Below are 18,698 nucleotides of genomic sequence, written 5' to 3'. Positions count from 1 at the left end.
TCGCACGGTGCGCATTGAAAAGAACATCAAATTCAGAATCACCCAGGAGACAAACAATGAACATGCTCAAGAAGATCATTGGAGCCGGAGCCATCGGCCTTTCGCTGCTGTCGGCGCCCTCGCATGCGTTGAACATGGATGTGGGGCACACGCTGACGACAGACAGCCCGTTTCACGTCGGCACGCAAAAATTTGCCGATATCCTCAAAGCGAAATCAAACGGGAAAATCAACGTCACGGTGTTCCCTCACTCGCAATTAGGCGGCGAACTCACCATGATCCAGGGCGCCGTGGCCGGTGCGACCGACCTGTTCGTCACAGGTCAACCAGCCCTGAACAACGTGGTGAAGGAATTCCTGGTCTTTGACACGCCATTTCTGTTCGACAACGTCCAGCAAGCCAATGAAATCCTGGCTGGCCCCGTCGGCGACAAGTTCATGGACATCCTTCCCAAGTATGGCCTTGTTGGCCTGGGCTGGTTTTCGGCCATCGAACGCAATGTCTTCGGCAACCGGGCCGTCAATTCCGCTGGCGACCTGAAGGGCATGAAAATTCGCGTCATCCAGTCGCCGGGCTACGTCGAAAGCTACAAGACCCTGGGCGCGCAGGCCACCCCGATGGCGTATTCCGAACTGTACCTGGCGCTGCAGCAGAAGGTCATCGACGGCGGCGAGACCACGCCGGACCAGTTCGTGTCTGACAAGTTCATCGAGGTGTCCAAGTACTTCAATATGACGCACATCAATATCCACCCGGCGCTGCTGGTCATGTCCAAGACGCGCTGGGACTCCCTCTCCGAGAGCGAGCAGAAGATCGTGAAGGAGTCGGCCGATGAAGCCATGGCCTACGCCCGCGACTATTACAAGAAAGTCTACGATGAAGGGATGAAGACCATGGCGGACAAGGGCATCACGGTCGTCTATCCGAACGACATCGACTCCCTGGTGCAGGCCACGCGGCCGGTCGTGAAGAAGCTGGTCGGCGATGCGCCTAACGGCCAGGCGCTCTATGACGCCGTGATCGCCGCCAAGGCCAAATCCAACAAATAATCCAAGACTCCGTCACGCCGGAGAACACAGGAAGACAGATGACCCACTTCACCAAAGCCGAAAACCTGCGGGTACTGATCACGGGCGCGGCAGGGAACATAGGCAAATGCCTGCGCACCCATCTGCGCGGCCGCTATGCCTTGCTGCGCCTGGCCGACATCGCCTTGCAGGAACCCGCGCAGGCAGGCGAGGAGATCTGCACGATCGATGTGCGCGACATGGATTCCATCATGCGCTGCATGGAAGGCATCGATTGTGTCGTCCACCTGGCCGGAATTCCTGGCGTGGATACCTGGGACAAGATCCTGCCGATGAATATCGACGGCTGCTACAACGTGTTCGAAGCCGCTCGCCGCCAGAACGTGCCGCGCGTCATCTTCGCCAGCTCGAACCATGCCGTGGGCTACCACCGCAGGGAGAAATTCCTGGATGACACCGTGGATCCCCGGCCGGACTCGCTATACGGCGTCTCGAAAGTGTTCGGCGAGGCCCTGGGCCGGATGTATGCCGACAAGTACGGCATGTCTGTCGCCTGCTTGCGGATCGGCACATTCCGCACGCCCGACCGCCCAAGTGAAGCCCGCCAACTCCTGACCTGGCTCAGCCACCGGGACATGGCGCAGCTGGCGCGCCGCTGTATCGAGCACGAGTCCTACCACTTCACCGTGGTCTACGGCGTATCGAACAATCTACGCAACCGATGGGACAACTCCAACGCGAAATTCCTTGGTTACGCACCGCAGGACGACTCCGAAATCTTCGCGGCGGAAATACTCGCGCAGGACATTCCCGAAGACCCCATCGCCGCCCAGTTTCACGGTGGTTTCTACTGCCCCCTGGATTTCGTCGGCACTACCGACAGGATCTCCTGAGACGTCCGTGTAGAACCCCCTGCCATCCGCCCATAAACAATCTTCTGCCGGGACACCATGTACGCCGCACCGCCTGCCATTCAAGCCGAAGTGTTCGCCCGCCTGCCCGACGCCTTCCGCAAACCGGAGGGCACGTCCGAATGGCACCGCTACCAACCGGGCAACCAGCCACCGCATTCCCTGCTGGAGGGCCCTTCCTTTGACGCACAAGGCCGTCTGTATTGCGTGGATGTGCCTTGGGGCCGCGTGTTCCGGGTCGACGCGCAGGGTGAGTTCGAATTGATCGCCGAGTACGCCGGCGAGCCCAACGGCCTGAAGATCCACCAGGACGGGCGCATCTTCATTGCGGACTATGCGCGCGGCATCATGCAGCTTGACCCCGAGACGGGCAAGGCCACGCCCGTACTCGAACGCGTGCACCTCGAACGTCTCAAGGCGGTGAACGACCTGGTGTTCGCCTCCAACGGCGATCTGTATTTCACCGATCAAGGGCTGACCGGCTGGCACGACCAGACTGGCCGGGTATTCCGGCGCCGCGCCGATGGCCGTGTCGATTGCCTGCTGGACAACCTCCCCAGCCCCAACGGTCTGGTGCTGGACCCAAGCGAGTCCGTGCTCTATGTCGCGGTGACGCGGGCAAATGCGATTTGGCGCGTGCCGCTTACCCGGGACGGCAATGTCACCAAAGTCGGGACCTTCATCCAGATGTCCGGCGGCGGCGGTCCCGACGGTCTGGCCATCGATGAAGACGGCAATCTGGCGGTGGCGCACGTGGGGCTGGGCGCAGTCTGGCTGTTCAGCAACCGTGGCGAACCCCTGTTGCGCGTCAATTCGCCCCTGGGGGCATTGACGACCAATATCGCCTTTGGCGGCCCGGACCGCAAAACACTCTACATCACCGAATCCGAATCGGGGTCCATCCTGCGCGCGCCGATGCCCATTGCCGGCCGCGTCATGTATTCGGGGGTTTGACGGCGGGACGTGATGCGCAAACCGGTAGCGGCTTATTGACGTCGAAGGCCCAATAGCTGCGCCAGCAAGAGCATGGCCGCCGCAACCGCAAATAGCAGGCGATGATCGCCCGCCGATGCTTCGAACAGTGCAGAGAAGGCATACGCACATCCCGCCAGGCTAGCGGCTGATACGACACTGACACGCGTCCACGCGACGTTCTGCCGCGTCGCATTGTTAGGTACTATTTCATGAACCCGCGCAAGAACCAATGGCACCATTCCAGGCGCAAACGTTCCAATGATGATCGTAAGGACGCCAAGCGTAAGCAACTCGCTGGTAAAGGCGAAGCCTGCTAGCACGGCCGTCATCACCGCCGCCACCAGGCCTATCGCCCGCTTGGAACCCAACCGATCGGCCAGGTAGCCATACAACGGCGGACCCGCAATGGCTCCCACGCCATAAGTCGTCCAATAGACCGACCCCAAATGCGTGCCTTTGCCGAGCCCCCGTGCAATGAAGTCCACCAGAAAGACCATGGTGGGAACGGATGCCCCCGCCATCAGTGCGTATTGAAGATAGAGCCGTTTGACCTCACTGCCAAACCGGACGGCGTGGGTTTTTTCCCCGCCGGCGCGGCGGGTCGGTGGGGTCAGTTTGCTGGCCGGCCAAGCAAACCAGCTTGCGGCCGTCAGCACGAGTGAGACCGCTCCAAGACCTACCCAGGTTTGCTGGAGGCCAAGCTCAAGAAATAGCGGGATCAGGGTTCCAGATCCTGCGATGCCCAGGCCGAGCCCAAGGAATATGGCGCCTCCCGCCACGCCCTTTTTGGCGGGTGGAACATGGGGAAGAATCGTCCCGGCCACAAGAACCATCACAACCCCTCCGGCAATACCGGATACGACTCGCCAACCAAAGTACCAGGTGAACGAAAGCGGGACGGCGCACGCAAAAAAGGCGGCGCAGATCAACACCATCATCAGACGCAAGACGTGCTCATTGCCCAAGCACGATGCAAGGGTTCGGCCACCCAGTGCACCCACCACATAGCCGGCAAGATTGGCCGCGCCAAGATAGACGACTGCGGAGGCACTGAACCAATGGGCCTGAATCAGTTCCGGGATGAGTGGGGTAAAGGCAAATCGCGCCAGCCCGATACTTACCAGGCTTGCGCAGAGCCCGGCAAACAGGTACCGCCATAGCAGGGATTTTTCTGAGGACAAAGCGCCGGGAGAGGACATCGTATTCACTCTAGGATTTACGGACGGGTAGTGACCCACCAAGCAGACTTTTCATCTTTGACACTGACGTCAAGAATGGAAGATAGTCATGTTTGACGGTATTGTCAATGATGTGATCCAATCCTGAATGGGCGATGTGTAGCGGATTTCCGAAGGAGGAAGGGGCAATGGCTGGGGTGCGCCAATTTGACGAGTCTGACGTGTTGGAAAAGGCGCTTGCGCTTTTCTGGCAGCAAGGCTATTCCAAGACGACCATGCAGGAATTGGCCGAGGCGACCGGCGTGCAACGCGGCTCTCTGTACAACGCCTACGGCGACAAGGAAGCAATTTTTCTACGCACGTTCGGCTTATACAAAGCGAAGTACGTGCACAAAATGCGAGAAGCGCTGGATCAGCCCGATCTGAGAGCCGCGCTGAGTCGATTTTTTAGCTTTGCCATCAAGTCAATGACCACGGGAACGCCCACCCGCGGTTGCTTAAGCACGAAGACGGCGGTGGGTACCGAGCAGCTTGATGAAACCATGCGCTTGGCTATTCAGGACATGATCGACGAAATCGAAACGGCGCTGAATGAGCGGTGCTCCCGAGCCGACGCGCGCGAACGGCTGATGTTAGCGCCACGGCAAGCCGCCCGGATGATAGTGACCATGACCCGAGGATTGGTGGTGATTGAACGGATTTACCAAGATGAGCGGCGCATGCGGACGACTGCTGATCAACTGATTGCCCTACTCTTGAAGCCGGATTAAGCCGGGCTATCCCCCTGGCATACCCCCCAGCGAGGCATGCCGTCGGGTCGATGGGCTTGGCGGCGCCCAACTAGCGCAAGGGGGCGGGCAGCTCGGTCATGTCATTCCACCTTCGCGCCCGTGCGTTTCACCAGCGATTCCCAGTACGGCAGTTCCTTGGCGATAAAGCTTGCGAACTGTTCGGGCGTTCCGGCCACGTCATCGGAGCCCATGTCAGCCAGGCTCTTGGCTAGCGTCGGACGCTTCAGCGTCTTGACCACCCCCAGATTGAGGCGTTCGATCAATGCCGAAGGTGTCTGTGCCGGGGCGAAGATTCCATACCAGTTCTCGATCACGAAATTGGCATAGCCCAGTTCTTTCATGGTGGGCACGTCGGACAGGCTTTGGGATCGGGTTTGGCCAGTAGTGGCCAATGCGCGGATACGGCCCGAGCCCAGCTGCGGGGCGATCGCGGTAGTGGTTTCAAACGCAATGGGCACTTGGCCCGAGATCACGTCGGCCAGCGCGGGACCTTGCCCGCGATAGGGGATGTGGATCATGTCGAGCTTCATGTCGACTTTAAGCATTTCGCCCATCAGATGTTGCGGGCTGCCGCTGCCGCCCGAGGCGAAATTGAATTCGCCAGGCTTGGCACGAATCAGGGTGAAAAGCTCGTCGACGGTTTTAGCGGGCACGGAGGCGTTGACATAAAGCACCAGCGGGACCGCAGCCACTTCGGCGACCGGCGCCAATGTGCTGACGGGATCGTTGCGCAACGCGTACAAATTGCGGTTGATGACTACCCCGGTGTTGTTCCCCAAAAGCAACGTGCAGCCGTCGGGCGCGGCCGTGGTGACGTACTGGGTACCGATGTTGCTGCTGGCACCGCCCTTGTTCTCGACGATGACGTTGGTGCCCAGTTCATCGGCCAGGCCTGGCGCAATCAGACGCGCCAGAATGTCTGTGGTTCCCCCCGGGGGATAAGGTGAGATGATCTTCACAAGCTGGCAGGGGTAAGGTTCCTGCGCCAAGACGGGCGCAGCGATTGCGGTGGCGAACAGACCCAGCGCTCCTGCGCTTAAAAAGCGGGCAATCAACATCATGTCTCCTTGCATTGTGTAGTTGTTGTCGGCACAAAATCAGAATGAATCAGTCAGTCTGTCCGGGGCGCGCTGCAGGGTGTGATAACCGAACTGCTTGCGCGCGTCGGCAAGCGGCATGCCGTTGAATGCGGCGTCCAATATCTCGCTTTCCAGCGCCCGTGTTTCCAGCGCCTTTTCGAGAACTTCCTGGATGCGCGCGCGGGGCACCACCACCACGCCATCGGCGTCGCCAATCACAAGATCTCCCGGGCACACGCGCACGTCACCGAGCGCGACGGGTTCCTCATAGGCCTGTACCTGCACTCGATCCTTGCCGGTGCGCATGAAGGCGCCTCGGGCATACAGCGGATAGTTGGCATCGTCGGCTTCGGCGGTATCGCGGCATACGCCGTGCACGACCGTGCCGGCAATATTCTTGTGCGCAGCCAGGCGGCTGAGAATGCCCCCCCACACCGTGCAGTCCATCCGGCCGCCGTTATCCAAGACGGCGACGGAGCCGGGTGCGAGCCGGTCGATGAAGTCGCCCACCGTTCCGGGCTGGGCATCGTCTATTGGCGCGAATCGGACGGTATAGGCGTGACCGAACAGCCGGGACGGACCGGCGACAGGCCGAATCCCCAGAGCGCTACCCGGCAGCTTGTAGTAGTCGAGGGCGTCGGACACCTCTGCGGTGGAAAGGCTGCGGGCACGGGTCAGCCATTCGGGTTCGTTCAAATCGGGCATTAACAGGGTCTCCAGGTTCCGGCGCATCGATAGCGCGTTCGACCCCATGTTCAGCTAAAGAAAAGTCTAGATCAATCAACCGTTTTTGAGCGTAAGATCAAATTCCATGAACCTAAAATCCCTGCAGTTCTTTTGCGAAGTGGTCGAAAGCCGCAGTGCCAACCTGGCGGCGCAACGCCTGCACGTGGTGCCCACGGCGGTCAGCATGCAGTTGGGGCACTTGGAGGCCCAACTGGGCGCAAAGGTCTTCGACCGTTCCAAACGACCCATGACGCTCACGCCGCTTGGGCGCTTCATTTACCCCAAAGCCAAGGCGCTGCTGGCCGACGCCCAGCGTCTGTTCGACGAGGCGCAGGACATGGCCTCCGGGCATTTCGGCTGGTTGAGTATCGGCTTCACGCGGTCGACTATTTTTTCGGTGTTGCCCGATGCGGTACGCGCGATGAAGGCCGACCTGCCCAAAGTGCGTATCGATCTAACCGAGATTCTCAGTGAACACCAGGCAGAGGCACTGCGCAGCGGGCTTATCCATGTGGGTCTGTCGCGCACCATCGGCCCGCGTGTCGAGGAAGAGGACCTGGACTACTTTCCGCTGTTCGAGGATGCGCTGATTGCGGCCGTGCCCTGTGCGGATGCGCTTGCCAGGCGCAAGCGACTCACCCCCAACGACTTGGCCGACATGGCCTTCATCAGCTATCCGAAGGATCCGGATAGCAGCTTCGCCCGCTCGACCATCCAGGCGTTGGAACAGGCGGGCGCCAAGGTACGTGTGGGATACGAGGCAAAGGAGATCCACACCGCGCTGGGTCTGGTCGCAGCCGGCCTGGGCTTTGCCTTGGTAGGAAGGTCGGTCGCCGACCACAGCCGAAGCGATATCCTGTTCCTGCCCGTACAGGGGCTGACGGCCACGGCACAGGTATATGCCGTGCGCGCAAAAGGCATCTCGCATCGACTTGCCGACGATTTCATGAAGGTCGTCGCAGCGCAGTCGGTCGCGCGATGATGGGGACGACGTTGGACGAAATGTTGGACATCCTGCGCGACAGTGGCAAGCCGATGAAGCACCTGGGCCTGGCCAAGTCGGGAGACCCCAGCCATCCTCGAATGCTGGGCTACGCCACCCTGCTGGTCCTCTGGCGCTAACCTGCCAGTTTGTCGGCAGCCTCTTGCAGGCCGTTGAGGATGCTGTCGGCCACGTGCATGGGGAATCCAGCCGGCAGCCGCGCACGGACGGTCTTCACAACCCCCGGCGTGCGCGCCACCAGGTCGTCGAGGACATGCTCCACCCCCTTACCGTTGTGATTCACTACGCCATGTTCGGTACCCACGGCAATCCAGTGCCGACGCAGGATGTCGCGCATGACCCAATGGGGGTTTTTCGAGCACACGGCCATGGCCATCTTGGCGTCGTACGGAGACAGCGGATTTGCCCTCTTGCCGATCATGGGGTAGGCGGAAAGCACGTCGTACAGCGGGGTGAGTTCGTAGGTGCCACCCTGGCGCAGGAAAATGCTGAAGTTCTTCGCGTGGCCATCCGTCGCACGCAGCATCCAGAAGAGGACCTGGGCCTGGAAGAACGTGCGGCGGTCGCGGTCAGGAGCGCGCGACGTGGCCAACAGCTTCATGATTTGGCGCACACCCGGCCCACCGTCGGACTCATACTTTAAATGCGGCGGGGTTGCCGTCGCCTGGCACATGTCTTCTTGCGGCAGCCGGATGAGCCAGCGCTTGCCCCCTGGGCTCTCCCACCACATGCGGTCGAAGCGCTCGACCGCCAGCACCTTCATGTCCTCGAACATCAGGGGCTCGGTGCGCGCCACAGGCATTTGGTAGGCGCGCAGGATTTCGGAGCACAGCCACTCGTTTTCGACTGAATCGCTCATGTCGAACTTCATGTTTGCGACCAGGCCCAGTGGCAGCTTGAAGATGTGAGTGGTCGGTGTCGCGCCATGCGGCCGGCACCAACGCCCGTCGTGCCAGAGCATGGCCGACTTTTCCTGTGCTCCGGCAATGGAGATGCGGAAGTCTTCATCCTCGGCAGCGTTCCGGCCCAGAGGGCCTGGCGCCAGGGTGTTGCGAAGCAGCTGGGCAATCTCGGCGTCGGTCATCGGAACCGCGTTCACCTCTTGAACGCCGTCCGGCGCCTCGGGGCCCGGCACCACTTGCAGCGCGCCGACACAGTCCCGACCGATTTCTGCCAGCAGGGCGAACGCGTTGGTCGAACCGGCCTGGTACCGACGTGCGACGCGCTCGCGGATTTCTTTGCTGTCCGGCAGCAGATTTTCGAAATAGGTGCGCACGGCTTCGCCACGGTGCGGCGAATTGCCTGGGGTAAAGGGGAGGGACAGCGACAGCGGGCGCCCCAGGCCGGAAGCAACCCAGGCGTCGGCATACTGCAGGACTTCTCCGACATGCGGTTGCACGCTCCAGGTGCCAACGAATTCGCCGTTCATCCAGAGATTCAGGGTGCGGGTGTGTGAGCGTCGCCCCATGGGCTCACCAGCTGGGGCCAACCGACGCCTTGGGCGACGGCGATTCGCTGGTCTTGCGCAGCACGAGCTCGACGCCCAGGAGGCTCAGAAGCTCCAGCAGGCGGTCGGCGCTGACCTTGTCGGCATGGCGCTCGAGATTGGACAAGGCCTGCTGGCTGATGCCCAGGCGCATAGCCGTATCCGCTTGGGTCAGGCCGGACTGTTTGCGAAACCCCTGGAGCAGTGCTGGCAGCTGCTCCGCCGTGCGGACGGTGAAGTCGGGCATACAAGCCTCACGTTGTTTTGCTGATTTACAAATTTTACTGAGTAAAATTGAAATACACAACGTAGGTTGTAAAACAAGAATACACCATTAAAGCTGTATTTGCGGACTCCATACACCGGGCGAAAAGAAGGGCCGCTTTACGGCCCTTCTCGGAAATTACCCTACATCACTCCACCGTCACGCTCTTGGCCAGGTTGCGCGGCTTGTCCACGTCCGTGCCTCGCGCGCATGCCGTGTGATACGACAGCAGTTGCAGCGGGATCGTGTGCAGGATCGGCGACAGCTTGCCGTAGTTCTCCGGCATGCGGATCACGTGCATGCCTTCGGCGCTCTGGATCTTGCTGTCGGCGTCGGCAAAGACGTAAAGCTCGCCGCCGCGCGCGCGCACTTCCTGCATGTTGGACTTCAGCTTTTCCAGCAGCTCGTCCTTGGGCGCGATGGTCACGACGGGCATGTGTTCCGTCACCAGCGCCAGCGGGCCGTGCTTCAATTCGCCGGCCGGGTAGGCTTCGGCGTGGATGTAGCTGATTTCCTTGAGCTTCAGCGCGCCTTCCAGCGCGATCGGGTAATGCATGCCACGGCCCAGGAACAACGCGTTTTCCTTGGAAGCGAAGCGGTCGGCCCACGCCATGATCTGCGGTTCCAATGCCAGCACCGAACCGATGGCCACAGGCAGATGGCGCAGCGCCTTCAGATGCTCGGCTTCCTGCTCGTCGCTCAGGCGGCCGCGCACTTGCGCCAGCGCCAGCGTCAGCAGGAACAGCGCGGTCAGCTGCGTGGTGAAGGCCTTGGTCGACGCCACGCCGATTTCAACGCCGGCGCGCGTGATGTAGGACAGCTTGCACTCGCGCACCATCGCGCTGGTGGACACGTTGCAGATGGTCAGCGTGTTTTCCATGCCCAGCGAACGCGCATGCTTCAGCGCGGCCAGCGTGTCGGCGGTTTCGCCGGACTGCGAGATCGTCACCACCAGCGAACGCGGGTTGGGCACGCTGTCGCGATAGCGGTATTCGCTGGCGATTTCAACCGCGACCGGGATCTTGGCGATGGACTCGATCCAATACTTGGCGGTCAGGCCCGCGTAGTAGCTGGTGCCGCACGCCAGGATCAACAGCGAATCGATGTCCTTGAAGATCTTGAAGGCATCGTCGCCGAACAGTTCGGGCGTGATGGCTTCGATGTCTTGCAGGGTATCGCCCACCGCGCGCGGCTGCTCGAAGATTTCCTTCTGCATGTAGTGGCGGTAGGGCCCGAGTTCGGCAGCGCCGGTGTGCACGTGCACGGTGTGGACCTCGCGGTCCACGTTCTTGCCGTTGGCGTCCACGATCCACACGCGCGAAAGCTGCAGGTCGACGACGTCGCCGTCTTCCAGGTAGATGATCTGGTCGGTCGTGCCGGCCAGAGCCAGCGCGTCGGAGGCCAGGAAGTTCTCGTTCTGGCCCACGCCCACCACCAGCGGCGAGCCTTGGCGCGCGCCGACGACGCGGTGCGGTTCGTCGCGGCAGAACACGGCGATGGCGTAGGCGCCATGCAGGCGGCGCACGGCGTTCTGCACGGCTTCGAACAGGTCACCGGCGTACAGGTGGTTCACCAGGTGCGCGATGACTTCGGTGTCGGTCTGGCTTTCAAACACGTAGCCCACGGCCTGCAGCTCGGCGCGCAGTTCGTCGTGGTTTTCGATGATGCCGTTGTGGACCAGCGCGATGCGCGGCTCGTCGTTGCCCAGGTGCGAGAAATGCGGGTGGGCGTTGTGCGTGGCCGGCACGCCGTGGGTGGCCCAGCGGGTGTGGGCGATGCCGGTGAAACCTTGCACCTTGTCCTGGGCGACCTGATCGGCCAGCTCGGCCACGCGCTGCGTGCTGCGCGTGCGGCGCAAGTGGCCGTCGGCGTAGACGGCGACGCCGCAAGAATCGTAGCCGCGATATTCCAGCCGCTTCAGGCCTTCAACCAGGATCGGGGTGATGTCGCGCTGGGCGACGGCGCCAACAATGCCGCACATAGGAGAGACTCCGCTAAGTTCGTGTACCGACGCATTGTGCGCGAGGCACCGAGAAATTTGATTTCTTTATGATCACATAAATGGAAATTAATTCCCTTACATAATTGTGATTAAATAATCTTTCTCAAAGTCAGTATTTTTGAATTAATCATGCAAAACGCGCAGATTTCACTGCCGGAACTCGACGATCTGGACCGGCGCATTCTTGAACAGTTACAAGAAGACAGTTCGCTGACCAATCAGGATCTGGCCGTGCAGGTGCATGCGTCGCCCCCGACGTGCCTGCGGCGGGTGCGACGGCTGGTGGACGAAGGCGTGATCGCCCGCCAGGTCGCCATCCTGGCTGCCGAAAAGCTGGGCAGCACACTGACGGCGATCGTGGAGATCACGCTGGACGTGCAGGCGGCAGAAAGCCTGGATGCGTTCGAGCAGGGCATGCTGGCCGAGCCCGCCGTGCTGCAGTGCTACCGGGTGTCGCCGGGACCGGACTTCGTGGTGATCGCGCAGGTCAAGGACATGCCGGCCTATCACGCGCTGGTGCACCGGGCCTTCACGGCCCAGGCCAACGTGCGCAATGTGCGCACGTTCTTTTCGGTGCATCGCGCCAAGTTCGAGACGCGGATCGACGTGCGCGGGTGATGCCGCGGCGCGGCCGGACTAACGGCGCCCCAGAACGCGCTGGAACTGCGCCAGGTAGCGGTTGCCCATCTCCTGGACGTCATGCTCGCTCTTCACATACGCATAGGCGCGCTCGGTGACGTCGTCGCGGAAAGCCGCGTCGTCCAGGCAGCGGACCATGCCGGCCGCCATGGCCTGGTGGTCGCCCACCGCCACCAGCACGCCGCGGCCGTCGGCCAGGCTTTCCTTCAAGCCGCCCGCGTCGGTGGACACCACCGGCACGCGCTGCAGGAACGCGTCCAGCACGCTGCTGCCCAACGCTTCTTCCTCCGAGCTCATCACGAACACGTCGAGAATGCTGTAGAAGTCTTCGACGCCCTTGCGAAAGCCCGCGAAGCGATAGACGTCTTCGATACCCAGTTTTTTGGCTTCGTCCCTGGCCTGCTGTTCGCGATCACCGCCAGCGCCAAAGTGCAGGAAGACGAAGTCGCGGCGCGTCTTGGCCAGCTCGCCCACGGCGCGCACCAGGGTCACCGGATCTTTGTCGCGGATCAGCGCGGCGGACGTCGCCATGACTTTCTTGCCGGCCAGGTCGAATTCACGCACCAGGGCGGCGACGTTTTCCGCGTTGATCTCGTGCGGTTCGACGGCGCTGCGGATGATGACCGGCTCGATGCCCAGCCGGCGCGGTTCGCTTGCTGCCATCTCGCTGATGGCCACGAACAGGTTGGCGTGGCGCCACTTGAACCCCGTCTTCCACTCGTCGCCCGGCTTGACCACGAACGACGTGCGGCGCGAGAACGCCACCGGGCGGCGATGCAGCCATTTGGTCAGCACGGCCCACGTGATGGTGTTGGCGGTCTGCGCGTGGATGATGTCGTAGCGGCCGGCGCCGGCCAGGAACGCCAGCTGGCCCGGCACATTGCGGCACGTGTGGGCCACAAAGCCCTCCTGGCGGGCGCGTTCGGCCAGCGGCGCACCCTCGCGGCACATCACTTCGACGTCATGGCCCGCCTTGCGGAAGGCGCGCATGCAATACAGCGTCTGCCGTTCGCCGCCGCGCCAGCCTTTCTCGAAGTTCAGTTGCAGGATCTTCATGCGCGCCCGATGCCGGAATACTCGAAGCCCAGGCCGCGCACGTCGGCGGGCGTGTACAGGTTGCGGCCGTCGATGATCAGCGGCGTGTTCAGCAAGGCCTTCACGCGGTCGAAGTCGGGCGCGCGGAAGACTTTCCATTCGGTGGCGATCAAAAGCGCGTCCGCGCCGTCCAGCGCGTCGTACATGTCGGTGGCGAACGTAATGCCGGGCTGGCCAACCAGTATGCGCGCGGCCTCGTGCATGGCCACCGGGTCATAGGCGCGCACCTCGGCGCCGCGGCGCGTCAGTTCGGCGATGACCGTCAGGCTGGGCGCTTCACGCATGTCGTCGGTGTTCGGCTTGAACGACAAACCCCACAGCGCGATCTTGCGGCCGCGCAGGTCTTCGCCGTAGCGCGCCACCAGCTTTTCCGACAAGCGGAACTTCTGCGCGTGGTTGGCCGCTTCGGCCGCTTCGATAACACGCATGGGCAGGGAATTCTCGGCCGCCGTGTTGACCAGCGCCTGCACGTCCTTGGGGAAGCACGAACCGCCGTAGCCCGCGCCGGGGTACAGGAAGTGGTAGCCGATGCGGGGGTCCGCCCCGATGCCGCGACGCACCTGCTCGATGTCGGCGCCCAGCGCTTCGGCCAGGTTCGCCATCTCGTTCATGAACGAAATGCGCGTGGCCAGCATGGCGTTGGCGGCGTACTTCGTCAGTTCGGCCGAGCGCACGTCCATCACCATCAGGCGGTCGTGCGTGCGCTGGAACGGTTCGTAGATGCGGCGCATCACACCGACCGTGTAGTCGTCGTCGGCGCCGACGACCACGCGGTCCGGGCTCATGAAGTCGTTGATGGCGGCCCCTTCCTTCAGGAATTCAGGGTTGGAAGCCACGCTGAACGGGATCTGGACGCCCCGCGCGGCCAGTTCCTTGTTCACCACCGCGCGCACTTTGTCGGCCGTACCGACGGGCACGGTGGACTTGTCCACGATCAGCTTGCGGGACGTCATGTGGCGCGCGATGTTCTGGGCGGCGGCCAACACGTATTTCAGGTCGGCCGAACCGTCTTCGCCCGGCGGCGTGCCCACGGCGATGAACTGCACATCGCCGAAGGCCACGCTTTGCGCCACGTCGTCAGTGAAATGCAGGCGGCCCGCCTGCACGTTGCGGCGGACCAGGTCTTCCAGGCCGGGCTCATAGATGGGGATGCCGCCCTGGCGCAACAGGGCGATCTTCGCCGCGTCCACGTCCAGACACATGACGTCGTTGCCCATGTCGGCCAGGCACGCTCCCGACACCAACCCCACGTAACCGGTACCCACGACCGTGATTTTCATGCCTGCACGCCTTCAAAATAGGGAATCTTGCGCGCCGGGTCCCTGGACCCGGCGCTGGCCGCCATTATAGAAGCGGCCGGGGCGCCGGGGCGGAACCGCTCTTGCGCCTGTGCGAAGCGCCTTTCAGTGCCAACAGCCCCTAGACCCGCAGTTTGTTGAACCGGACGGTGTTGACCACCACCGCCAGCGCCGCGCACACCGTGCCCAGCACCAGCGCCAACCCGGGGCCATGCGCGACGCTGACGCTGAAGGCGATGGCCACCAGCGCCGTGCCGAAGCTCTGGCCGAAGACTCGGGTCGTGGCCTGCAAACCGCCTGCCGCGCCGCTGCGGGAACGAGGCGCGGCCGACAGCATGGCGCGGTTGTTCGGCGTCTGGAAAAAGCCGAAGCCCACCCCCGCCACGAACATGCCCGCCACGATGGGCCAGTTCGACACCGAAGACGGCAGCAACGCCAGCCACAGCATGCCGGCCACCATGGTCGCCGCCCCCACGCCGCTCAAGGTGGCGGCGGAATAGCGGTCGGACAGGCGGCCCGCCAGCGGTGCGATGAGGGCCGTGCCCACGGGCCAGGCGCCCATCAACATGCCCACTTCCAGATACGGCCGGCCCAGCACCTGCTGGAAATAGAAGGGCAGCGACACATACGACGCCATCTGTGCCGCGAAGGTACAGGCCGACGCGCCCACGGCAAACGCCAGCGTACGAATGCGCAGCAGATCCACCGGCACCAGCGGCGCCGGCTGCTTGCGGACGCGGCGCACCAGCACCAAGCCCGCCACGGCTGCGATCGCCACCAGGCCGATGCCTCGCAGCAAATCCTGGCCCATCATGTCCACGCCCGAAATGAAGACGCCCAGCGTCGCCATGCACAGCAGGGCGCTGACCCAATCCAGCTTCACGTCGTTGCGCGGCACTTCGGGCAGATGGCGCAGGCCGAACATGGCCAGCACGCAGATCGGCAGGTTCACCGCGAAGATCCACGGCCAGGGCGCCACCGACAGGATGGCGGACCCGATGGTGGGGCCCAGCACCGACATCACCGCCACCGTGGTGGCGTTGATGCTGATGCCCCGGCCCAGCATTTTCAGGGGATAGATATTGCGCACCAGGCCGCCGAACATGCACATCAGCGTCGCCGCGCCCACGCCCTGGAACACGCGCGCCGCCGTCAACTGCCACAGCGTGCCGGCCAACGCGCACCCCAACGAGGCCAGGGTGAACAGCATCAGGCCAAAGGTGAACATGCGGCGAAAGCCGATGCGCTCGGCCAACGCCGACAACGGCAGCAGCGTCATCACCACTGCCAGGTTGTAGGCGTTGACGATCCAGACGGCTTCGGCGGGCGACGCGTTGAGGTCGACGGCGATGGTGGGTAGCGCCACGTTGGCGATGGTGGTGTCCAGCACCGACAGGCTGATGCCCGTCATCACCGTAGCGGCCGCCCAGTACCGGCGGGGGGCCGGCAGGCCGTCGGGCGGCGCGGGCTTGGTGCCCCCGCCCGGCGGTGTGTCCTGGGCGGAGTCCTTCCCCGCCATCACGACTTCTTGACCGGACGCTGCCAACCCTCGACGGTGAGCTGTTTGGCGCGCGACACGGTCAGTTTGTCGGCCGGTGCGTCGCGGGTCAGGGTGGTGCCTGCGCCCAGGGTCGCGCCGCGGCCCACGCGCACGGGTGCCACCAGCTGCGTGTCCGAGCCGATGAAAGCGTCGTCCTCGATGACGGTGCGGTGCTTGTTCACGCCGTCGTAATTGCAGGTGATGGTGCCGGCGCCCACGTTCACGCGCTGGCCGATGTCGGCGTCGCCGATATAGGCCAGGTGATTGGCCTTGCTGTCGGCGCCCAGTACGCTCTTCTTGATCTCGACGAAGTTGCCGACGTGGCTGCGGTCGCCCAATTCGGCGCCCGGACGCAGGCGGGCATACGGGCCCACGCGCGCATCGCGGCCCACTTCGGCCTGCTGTAAGTGGCTGAACGCTTCGATCTGGGTGCCGGCGCCGACGGCCACGTCGCGCAGCACGCAGTGCGGGCCCACGCGCACGCCATCGGCCAACGTCACGTTGCCTTCGAACACGCAGCCCACGTCGATGAACACGTCGCGTCCGCAGGAAAGCGTGCCGCGCACGTCAAAGCGCGCCGGGTCGGCCAGCGTGACGCCGGCTTCCAGTTGGCGGCGCGCCTGCTCGGCCTGCCAGCGGCGTTCCAGTTCGGCCTGCTGCACGCGGCTGTTCACGCCCAGCGTTTCCCAGCCCGCGCCCGGTTGGGCCGCGCCTACCGGCACGCGATCGGCAACCGCCAGCCCGACCACGTCGGTCAGGTAGTACTCGCCCTGGGCGTTCTTGTTGTCGATGCGGGACAGCCAGTCTTTCAGTTGCGCGGTCGGCGCCGTCAGGATGCCGGTGTTCACTTCTTTAATGGCGTGTTCGGTTTCCGAAGCGTCCTTGTGCTCGACGATGCGGCACACGTTGCCCTGGGCGTCGCGCACGATGCGGCCGTAGCCCGTGGAATCCGCCAGCACTTCCGTCAGCACGGCGGCGCCCGAGGCGCGCGCGGCCAGCAGACGTTGCAGCGTGTCCGGCTGCACCAGGGGCACATCGCCGTACAGCACCAGCGTCACGTCGTCCTTGCCGTCGCCTTCCAGCATCAGCGGCACCGCCTGCTGCACCGCGTGGCCAGTGCCTTGCTGCGGCTGTTGCAGCACGAAGTGCAGATCGGCCTGGCCATCGAACGCCTGCTTGACGCGGTCGGCGCCATGGCCCACCACGACGATAATGCGCGCCGGCTTCAACTGGCGCGCGCTGTCCAGCACGTGGGCCAGCATCGGTTTGCCTGCCAGCGTGTGCAGCACTTTGGGAAGGTCGGACTGCATGCGTTTGCCCAGTCCGGCGGCAAGAATCACTACGTTAAGCATAAGTTCCAGGTAGGGTTGGGACGCCGAGCGGCCTGGCGGCCGTCTCGCTTGTCGATTGAAAGAGGTCAGGGCTTGCCGTCGGCAGCCCCGATTTTCTTGGCGGTTTTCGTCGCGGATCTGCCGGCGGTCTTGGCGGCAGGCTTGCGTGCCGCAGGTTTGGACGCCTTGGCCTCGGTCTTGGCCGCAGCCTTGGATTCGCCGGGTTTGGCCTTGGCGTCCGCCCCCGGGTCCGCGCCCGGCGCGGCGGGCGTGCCCGGCATGGATGCGGCGGTGGCCGCAGCGATCTGGTTGAACTGCTGCTGCAGCAGATCCCACCACGCCTTGGAGGCCGATTGCGCGGCGGCGCCCATTTGTTCGCTCATGCCTTGCATGGCGGATTCCGGCCCGGCTTGGTCCGCCGACGCGTTGGCGTCTGCGCCCTTGCCCGCCGGCTCATCCTGCGCCTTGCCTGGCGCCGGAGCCGCATTCGATGCTGGCTTGGCGGCGGCCTTGGGCGCAGGCTTCAGGCCCAGCACCACTTCCAGCGGAGACGCCGCGCCGCTGTCGCGGACCATGCCCATGTCCATGCTGGCCGCGCTGTCCACAAACGCGCGCAGCGTGCTGATGGTGGAGCGCTGCACTTCCATGCCCTGGATAGTGGACGACAGCATCGACAGGTTCATGCGCAGCCAGTTTTCCACCGAGCGCAGTTCGGCGATGCGGCGGTCCAGGTCTTCGAGGTTCATGGGAGGGGCCATCGGCAGGCTGCTGGCCAGGCCGCCCGGCCCGGTCAGGCCTGCCCAGGCCTGGCGCATCATTTCCATGCTGGCCAGAAGGGGATTGCCCGACAGGTCGGAATTCTGTCCCATGCCAGGAAGGACGAACGGATTCGTGAATTGGTCGCTCATGCCAGGTCTCCCCAAATACGGATGGTTTCCGCCGGCTGCCGGTCAACCCGGCAGCAGCTGGTTATTCTCCACGCGCACATGGTCGCCCGAGGCAAAGGCGAACGGCTGCGCGCTGCGGAACTGGCGCGCACTACCGTCGCCCATGCGGACCGTCAGCTCATAGTGCGTCACCGTTTGTTGCTGTCTGATATTACGCTCAACTTCACGGCCTGCCAAAGCACCGCCGACGGCGCCCAGCACGGTCAGCGCCGTCTTGCCGCTGCCTCCGCCAAATTGATTACCCACAACGCCCCCCACCACCCCGCCGCCGATGGTGCCGACCAGGTGGTCGCTGTTGTCCTTCACCGGGACTTGCACCTGGCGCACCGACTCCACTACGCCGCAGCTCTGGCAGGCCTGTGGCGCCGGGGCGGAGGCCGCGGGACGGGGCGCCGCAGCCGAGG

The 18,698-nt window shown here is 63.5% G+C and carries 19 protein-coding genes; 7 read left to right on the top strand and 12 right to left on the bottom strand.

Going from position 1 to position 18,698, the window contains the following annotated elements:
* Nucleotides 1-56: 56 nt before the first annotated feature.
* From HG262_RS21930 to HG262_RS21920, 3 genes are read left to right on the top strand one after another with little or no spacing between them, the layout of a single operon-like run.
* Complete coding sequence (locus tag HG262_RS21930) at nt 57-1,049, top strand: TRAP transporter substrate-binding protein (protein WP_169273037.1); 993 nt, start codon at nt 57-59, stop codon at nt 1,047-1,049.
* Nucleotides 1,050-1,087: 38 nt separating this feature from the next.
* Nucleotides 1,088-1,921 (top strand): NAD(P)-dependent oxidoreductase, encoded by an 834-nt coding sequence (locus tag HG262_RS21925; RefSeq protein ID WP_169273036.1) that lies wholly within the window; start codon nt 1,088-1,090, stop codon nt 1,919-1,921.
* 57 nt (nt 1,922-1,978) lie between these two features.
* Nucleotides 1,979-2,893, top strand: coding sequence for an SMP-30/gluconolactonase/LRE family protein (locus HG262_RS21920; RefSeq protein ID WP_169273035.1), 915 nt, complete (start codon nt 1,979-1,981; stop codon nt 2,891-2,893).
* A 32-nt stretch (nt 2,894-2,925) separates the two neighbouring features.
* Here the strand turns inward: HG262_RS21920 and HG262_RS21915 are convergent, their stop codons facing one another.
* A complete protein-coding gene (locus HG262_RS21915) occupies nt 2,926-4,113 on the bottom strand; it encodes a YbfB/YjiJ family MFS transporter (protein WP_169273034.1) in 1,188 nt (395 codons plus the stop codon).
* Nucleotides 4,114-4,280: 167 nt separating this feature from the next.
* Between HG262_RS21915 and HG262_RS21910 the strand changes: the two genes are divergently transcribed.
* Complete coding sequence (locus tag HG262_RS21910; RefSeq protein ID WP_169273033.1) at nt 4,281-4,862, top strand: TetR/AcrR family transcriptional regulator; 582 nt, start codon at nt 4,281-4,283, stop codon at nt 4,860-4,862.
* Nucleotides 4,863-4,963: 101 nt separating this feature from the next.
* Here the strand turns inward: HG262_RS21910 and HG262_RS21905 are convergent, their stop codons facing one another.
* Both HG262_RS21905 and HG262_RS21900 read right to left on the bottom strand, forming a co-directional pair.
* Nucleotides 4,964-5,941: a tripartite tricarboxylate transporter substrate binding protein gene (locus HG262_RS21905; protein ID WP_169273032.1), complete on the bottom strand. Its 978-nt coding sequence runs from the start codon at nt 5,939-5,941 to the stop codon at nt 4,964-4,966.
* Between the two features lie 39 nt (nt 5,942-5,980).
* Entirely contained in the window at nt 5,981-6,667 is a 687-nt protein-coding gene (locus HG262_RS21900; RefSeq protein WP_169273031.1) for an RraA family protein, read from the bottom strand.
* A 106-nt stretch (nt 6,668-6,773) separates the two neighbouring features.
* Between HG262_RS21900 and HG262_RS21895 the strand changes: the two genes are divergently transcribed.
* Together HG262_RS21895 and HG262_RS31060 are read left to right on the top strand one after the other, a co-directional pair.
* Nucleotides 6,774-7,670, top strand: a complete 897-nt coding sequence (locus HG262_RS21895) for a LysR family transcriptional regulator (protein ID WP_169273030.1) — start codon at nt 6,774-6,776, stop codon at nt 7,668-7,670.
* Nucleotides 7,671-7,681: 11 nt separating this feature from the next.
* Nucleotides 7,682-7,810 carry a DUF1643 domain-containing protein gene (locus HG262_RS31060; protein WP_248293457.1) on the top strand — a complete coding sequence of 43 codons (129 nt, stop codon included), beginning with the start codon at nt 7,682-7,684 and terminating at the stop codon, nt 7,808-7,810.
* Here HG262_RS31060 and HG262_RS21890 read toward each other — a convergent pair.
* The 3 genes from HG262_RS21890 to glmS form a co-directional block, all read right to left on the bottom strand.
* Nucleotides 7,807-9,120 carry a type II toxin-antitoxin system HipA family toxin gene (locus HG262_RS21890; protein WP_248293456.1) on the bottom strand — a complete coding sequence of 438 codons (1,314 nt, stop codon included), beginning with the start codon at nt 9,118-9,120 and terminating at the stop codon, nt 7,807-7,809. The two genes, HG262_RS31060 and HG262_RS21890, sit on opposite strands and share 4 nt — an antisense overlap.
* Nucleotides 9,121-9,163: 43 nt before the next feature.
* Nucleotides 9,164-9,424 carry a helix-turn-helix transcriptional regulator gene (locus HG262_RS21885; RefSeq protein WP_169273028.1) on the bottom strand — a complete coding sequence of 87 codons (261 nt, stop codon included), beginning with the start codon at nt 9,422-9,424 and terminating at the stop codon, nt 9,164-9,166.
* 166 nt (nt 9,425-9,590) lie between these two features.
* Nucleotides 9,591-11,423, bottom strand: coding sequence for a glutamine--fructose-6-phosphate transaminase (isomerizing) (gene glmS / locus HG262_RS21880; protein ID WP_169273027.1), 1,833 nt, complete (start codon nt 11,421-11,423; stop codon nt 9,591-9,593).
* A gap of 150 nt (nt 11,424-11,573) precedes the next feature.
* On the opposite strand from glmS, the gene HG262_RS21875 reads away from it, so the two are divergent.
* Nucleotides 11,574-12,062 (top strand): Lrp/AsnC family transcriptional regulator, encoded by a 489-nt coding sequence (locus tag HG262_RS21875; protein WP_169273026.1) that lies wholly within the window; start codon nt 11,574-11,576, stop codon nt 12,060-12,062.
* An 18-nt stretch (nt 12,063-12,080) separates the two neighbouring features.
* Here HG262_RS21875 and HG262_RS21870 read toward each other — a convergent pair whose 3' ends face one another.
* The 6 genes from HG262_RS21870 to HG262_RS21845 all read right to left on the bottom strand — a co-directional run.
* Nucleotides 12,081-13,139 (bottom strand): glycosyltransferase family 4 protein, encoded by a 1,059-nt coding sequence (locus HG262_RS21870; protein WP_169273025.1) that lies wholly within the window; start codon nt 13,137-13,139, stop codon nt 12,081-12,083.
* The gene (locus HG262_RS21865) at nt 13,136-14,458 is read right to left on the bottom strand and encodes a UDP-glucose/GDP-mannose dehydrogenase family protein (RefSeq protein ID WP_169273024.1); all 1,323 of its coding nucleotides are present in this window, start codon (nt 14,456-14,458) and stop codon (nt 13,136-13,138) included. The genes HG262_RS21870 and HG262_RS21865 overlap by 4 nt, the downstream gene beginning before the upstream one ends.
* A gap of 139 nt (nt 14,459-14,597) precedes the next feature.
* Nucleotides 14,598-15,995 (bottom strand): MFS transporter, encoded by a 1,398-nt coding sequence (locus HG262_RS21860; RefSeq protein WP_169273023.1) that lies wholly within the window; start codon nt 15,993-15,995, stop codon nt 14,598-14,600.
* Nucleotides 15,995-17,368, bottom strand: coding sequence for a bifunctional UDP-N-acetylglucosamine diphosphorylase/glucosamine-1-phosphate N-acetyltransferase GlmU (glmU, locus tag HG262_RS21855; RefSeq protein WP_169273022.1), 1,374 nt, complete (start codon nt 17,366-17,368; stop codon nt 15,995-15,997). The genes HG262_RS21860 and glmU overlap by 1 nt, the downstream gene beginning before the upstream one ends.
* 65 nt (nt 17,369-17,433) lie before the next feature.
* The gene (locus tag HG262_RS21850; RefSeq protein ID WP_169273021.1) at nt 17,434-18,255 is read right to left on the bottom strand and encodes a PhaM family polyhydroxyalkanoate granule multifunctional regulatory protein; all 822 of its coding nucleotides are present in this window, start codon (nt 18,253-18,255) and stop codon (nt 17,434-17,436) included.
* A 42-nt stretch (nt 18,256-18,297) separates the two neighbouring features.
* Nucleotides 18,298-18,698 (bottom strand): glycine zipper 2TM domain-containing protein (locus HG262_RS21845; protein WP_169273020.1); only part of this gene is annotated, 401 nt, incomplete at its 5' end.

Source organism: Achromobacter sp. Bel (genome assembly GCF_012928505.1).
Lineage (GTDB): Bacteria > Pseudomonadota > Gammaproteobacteria > Burkholderiales > Burkholderiaceae_B > Achromobacter.
Note: the sequence above shows the minus strand (reverse complement) of the source record. Positions and strands in the feature narration are given on the sequence as shown.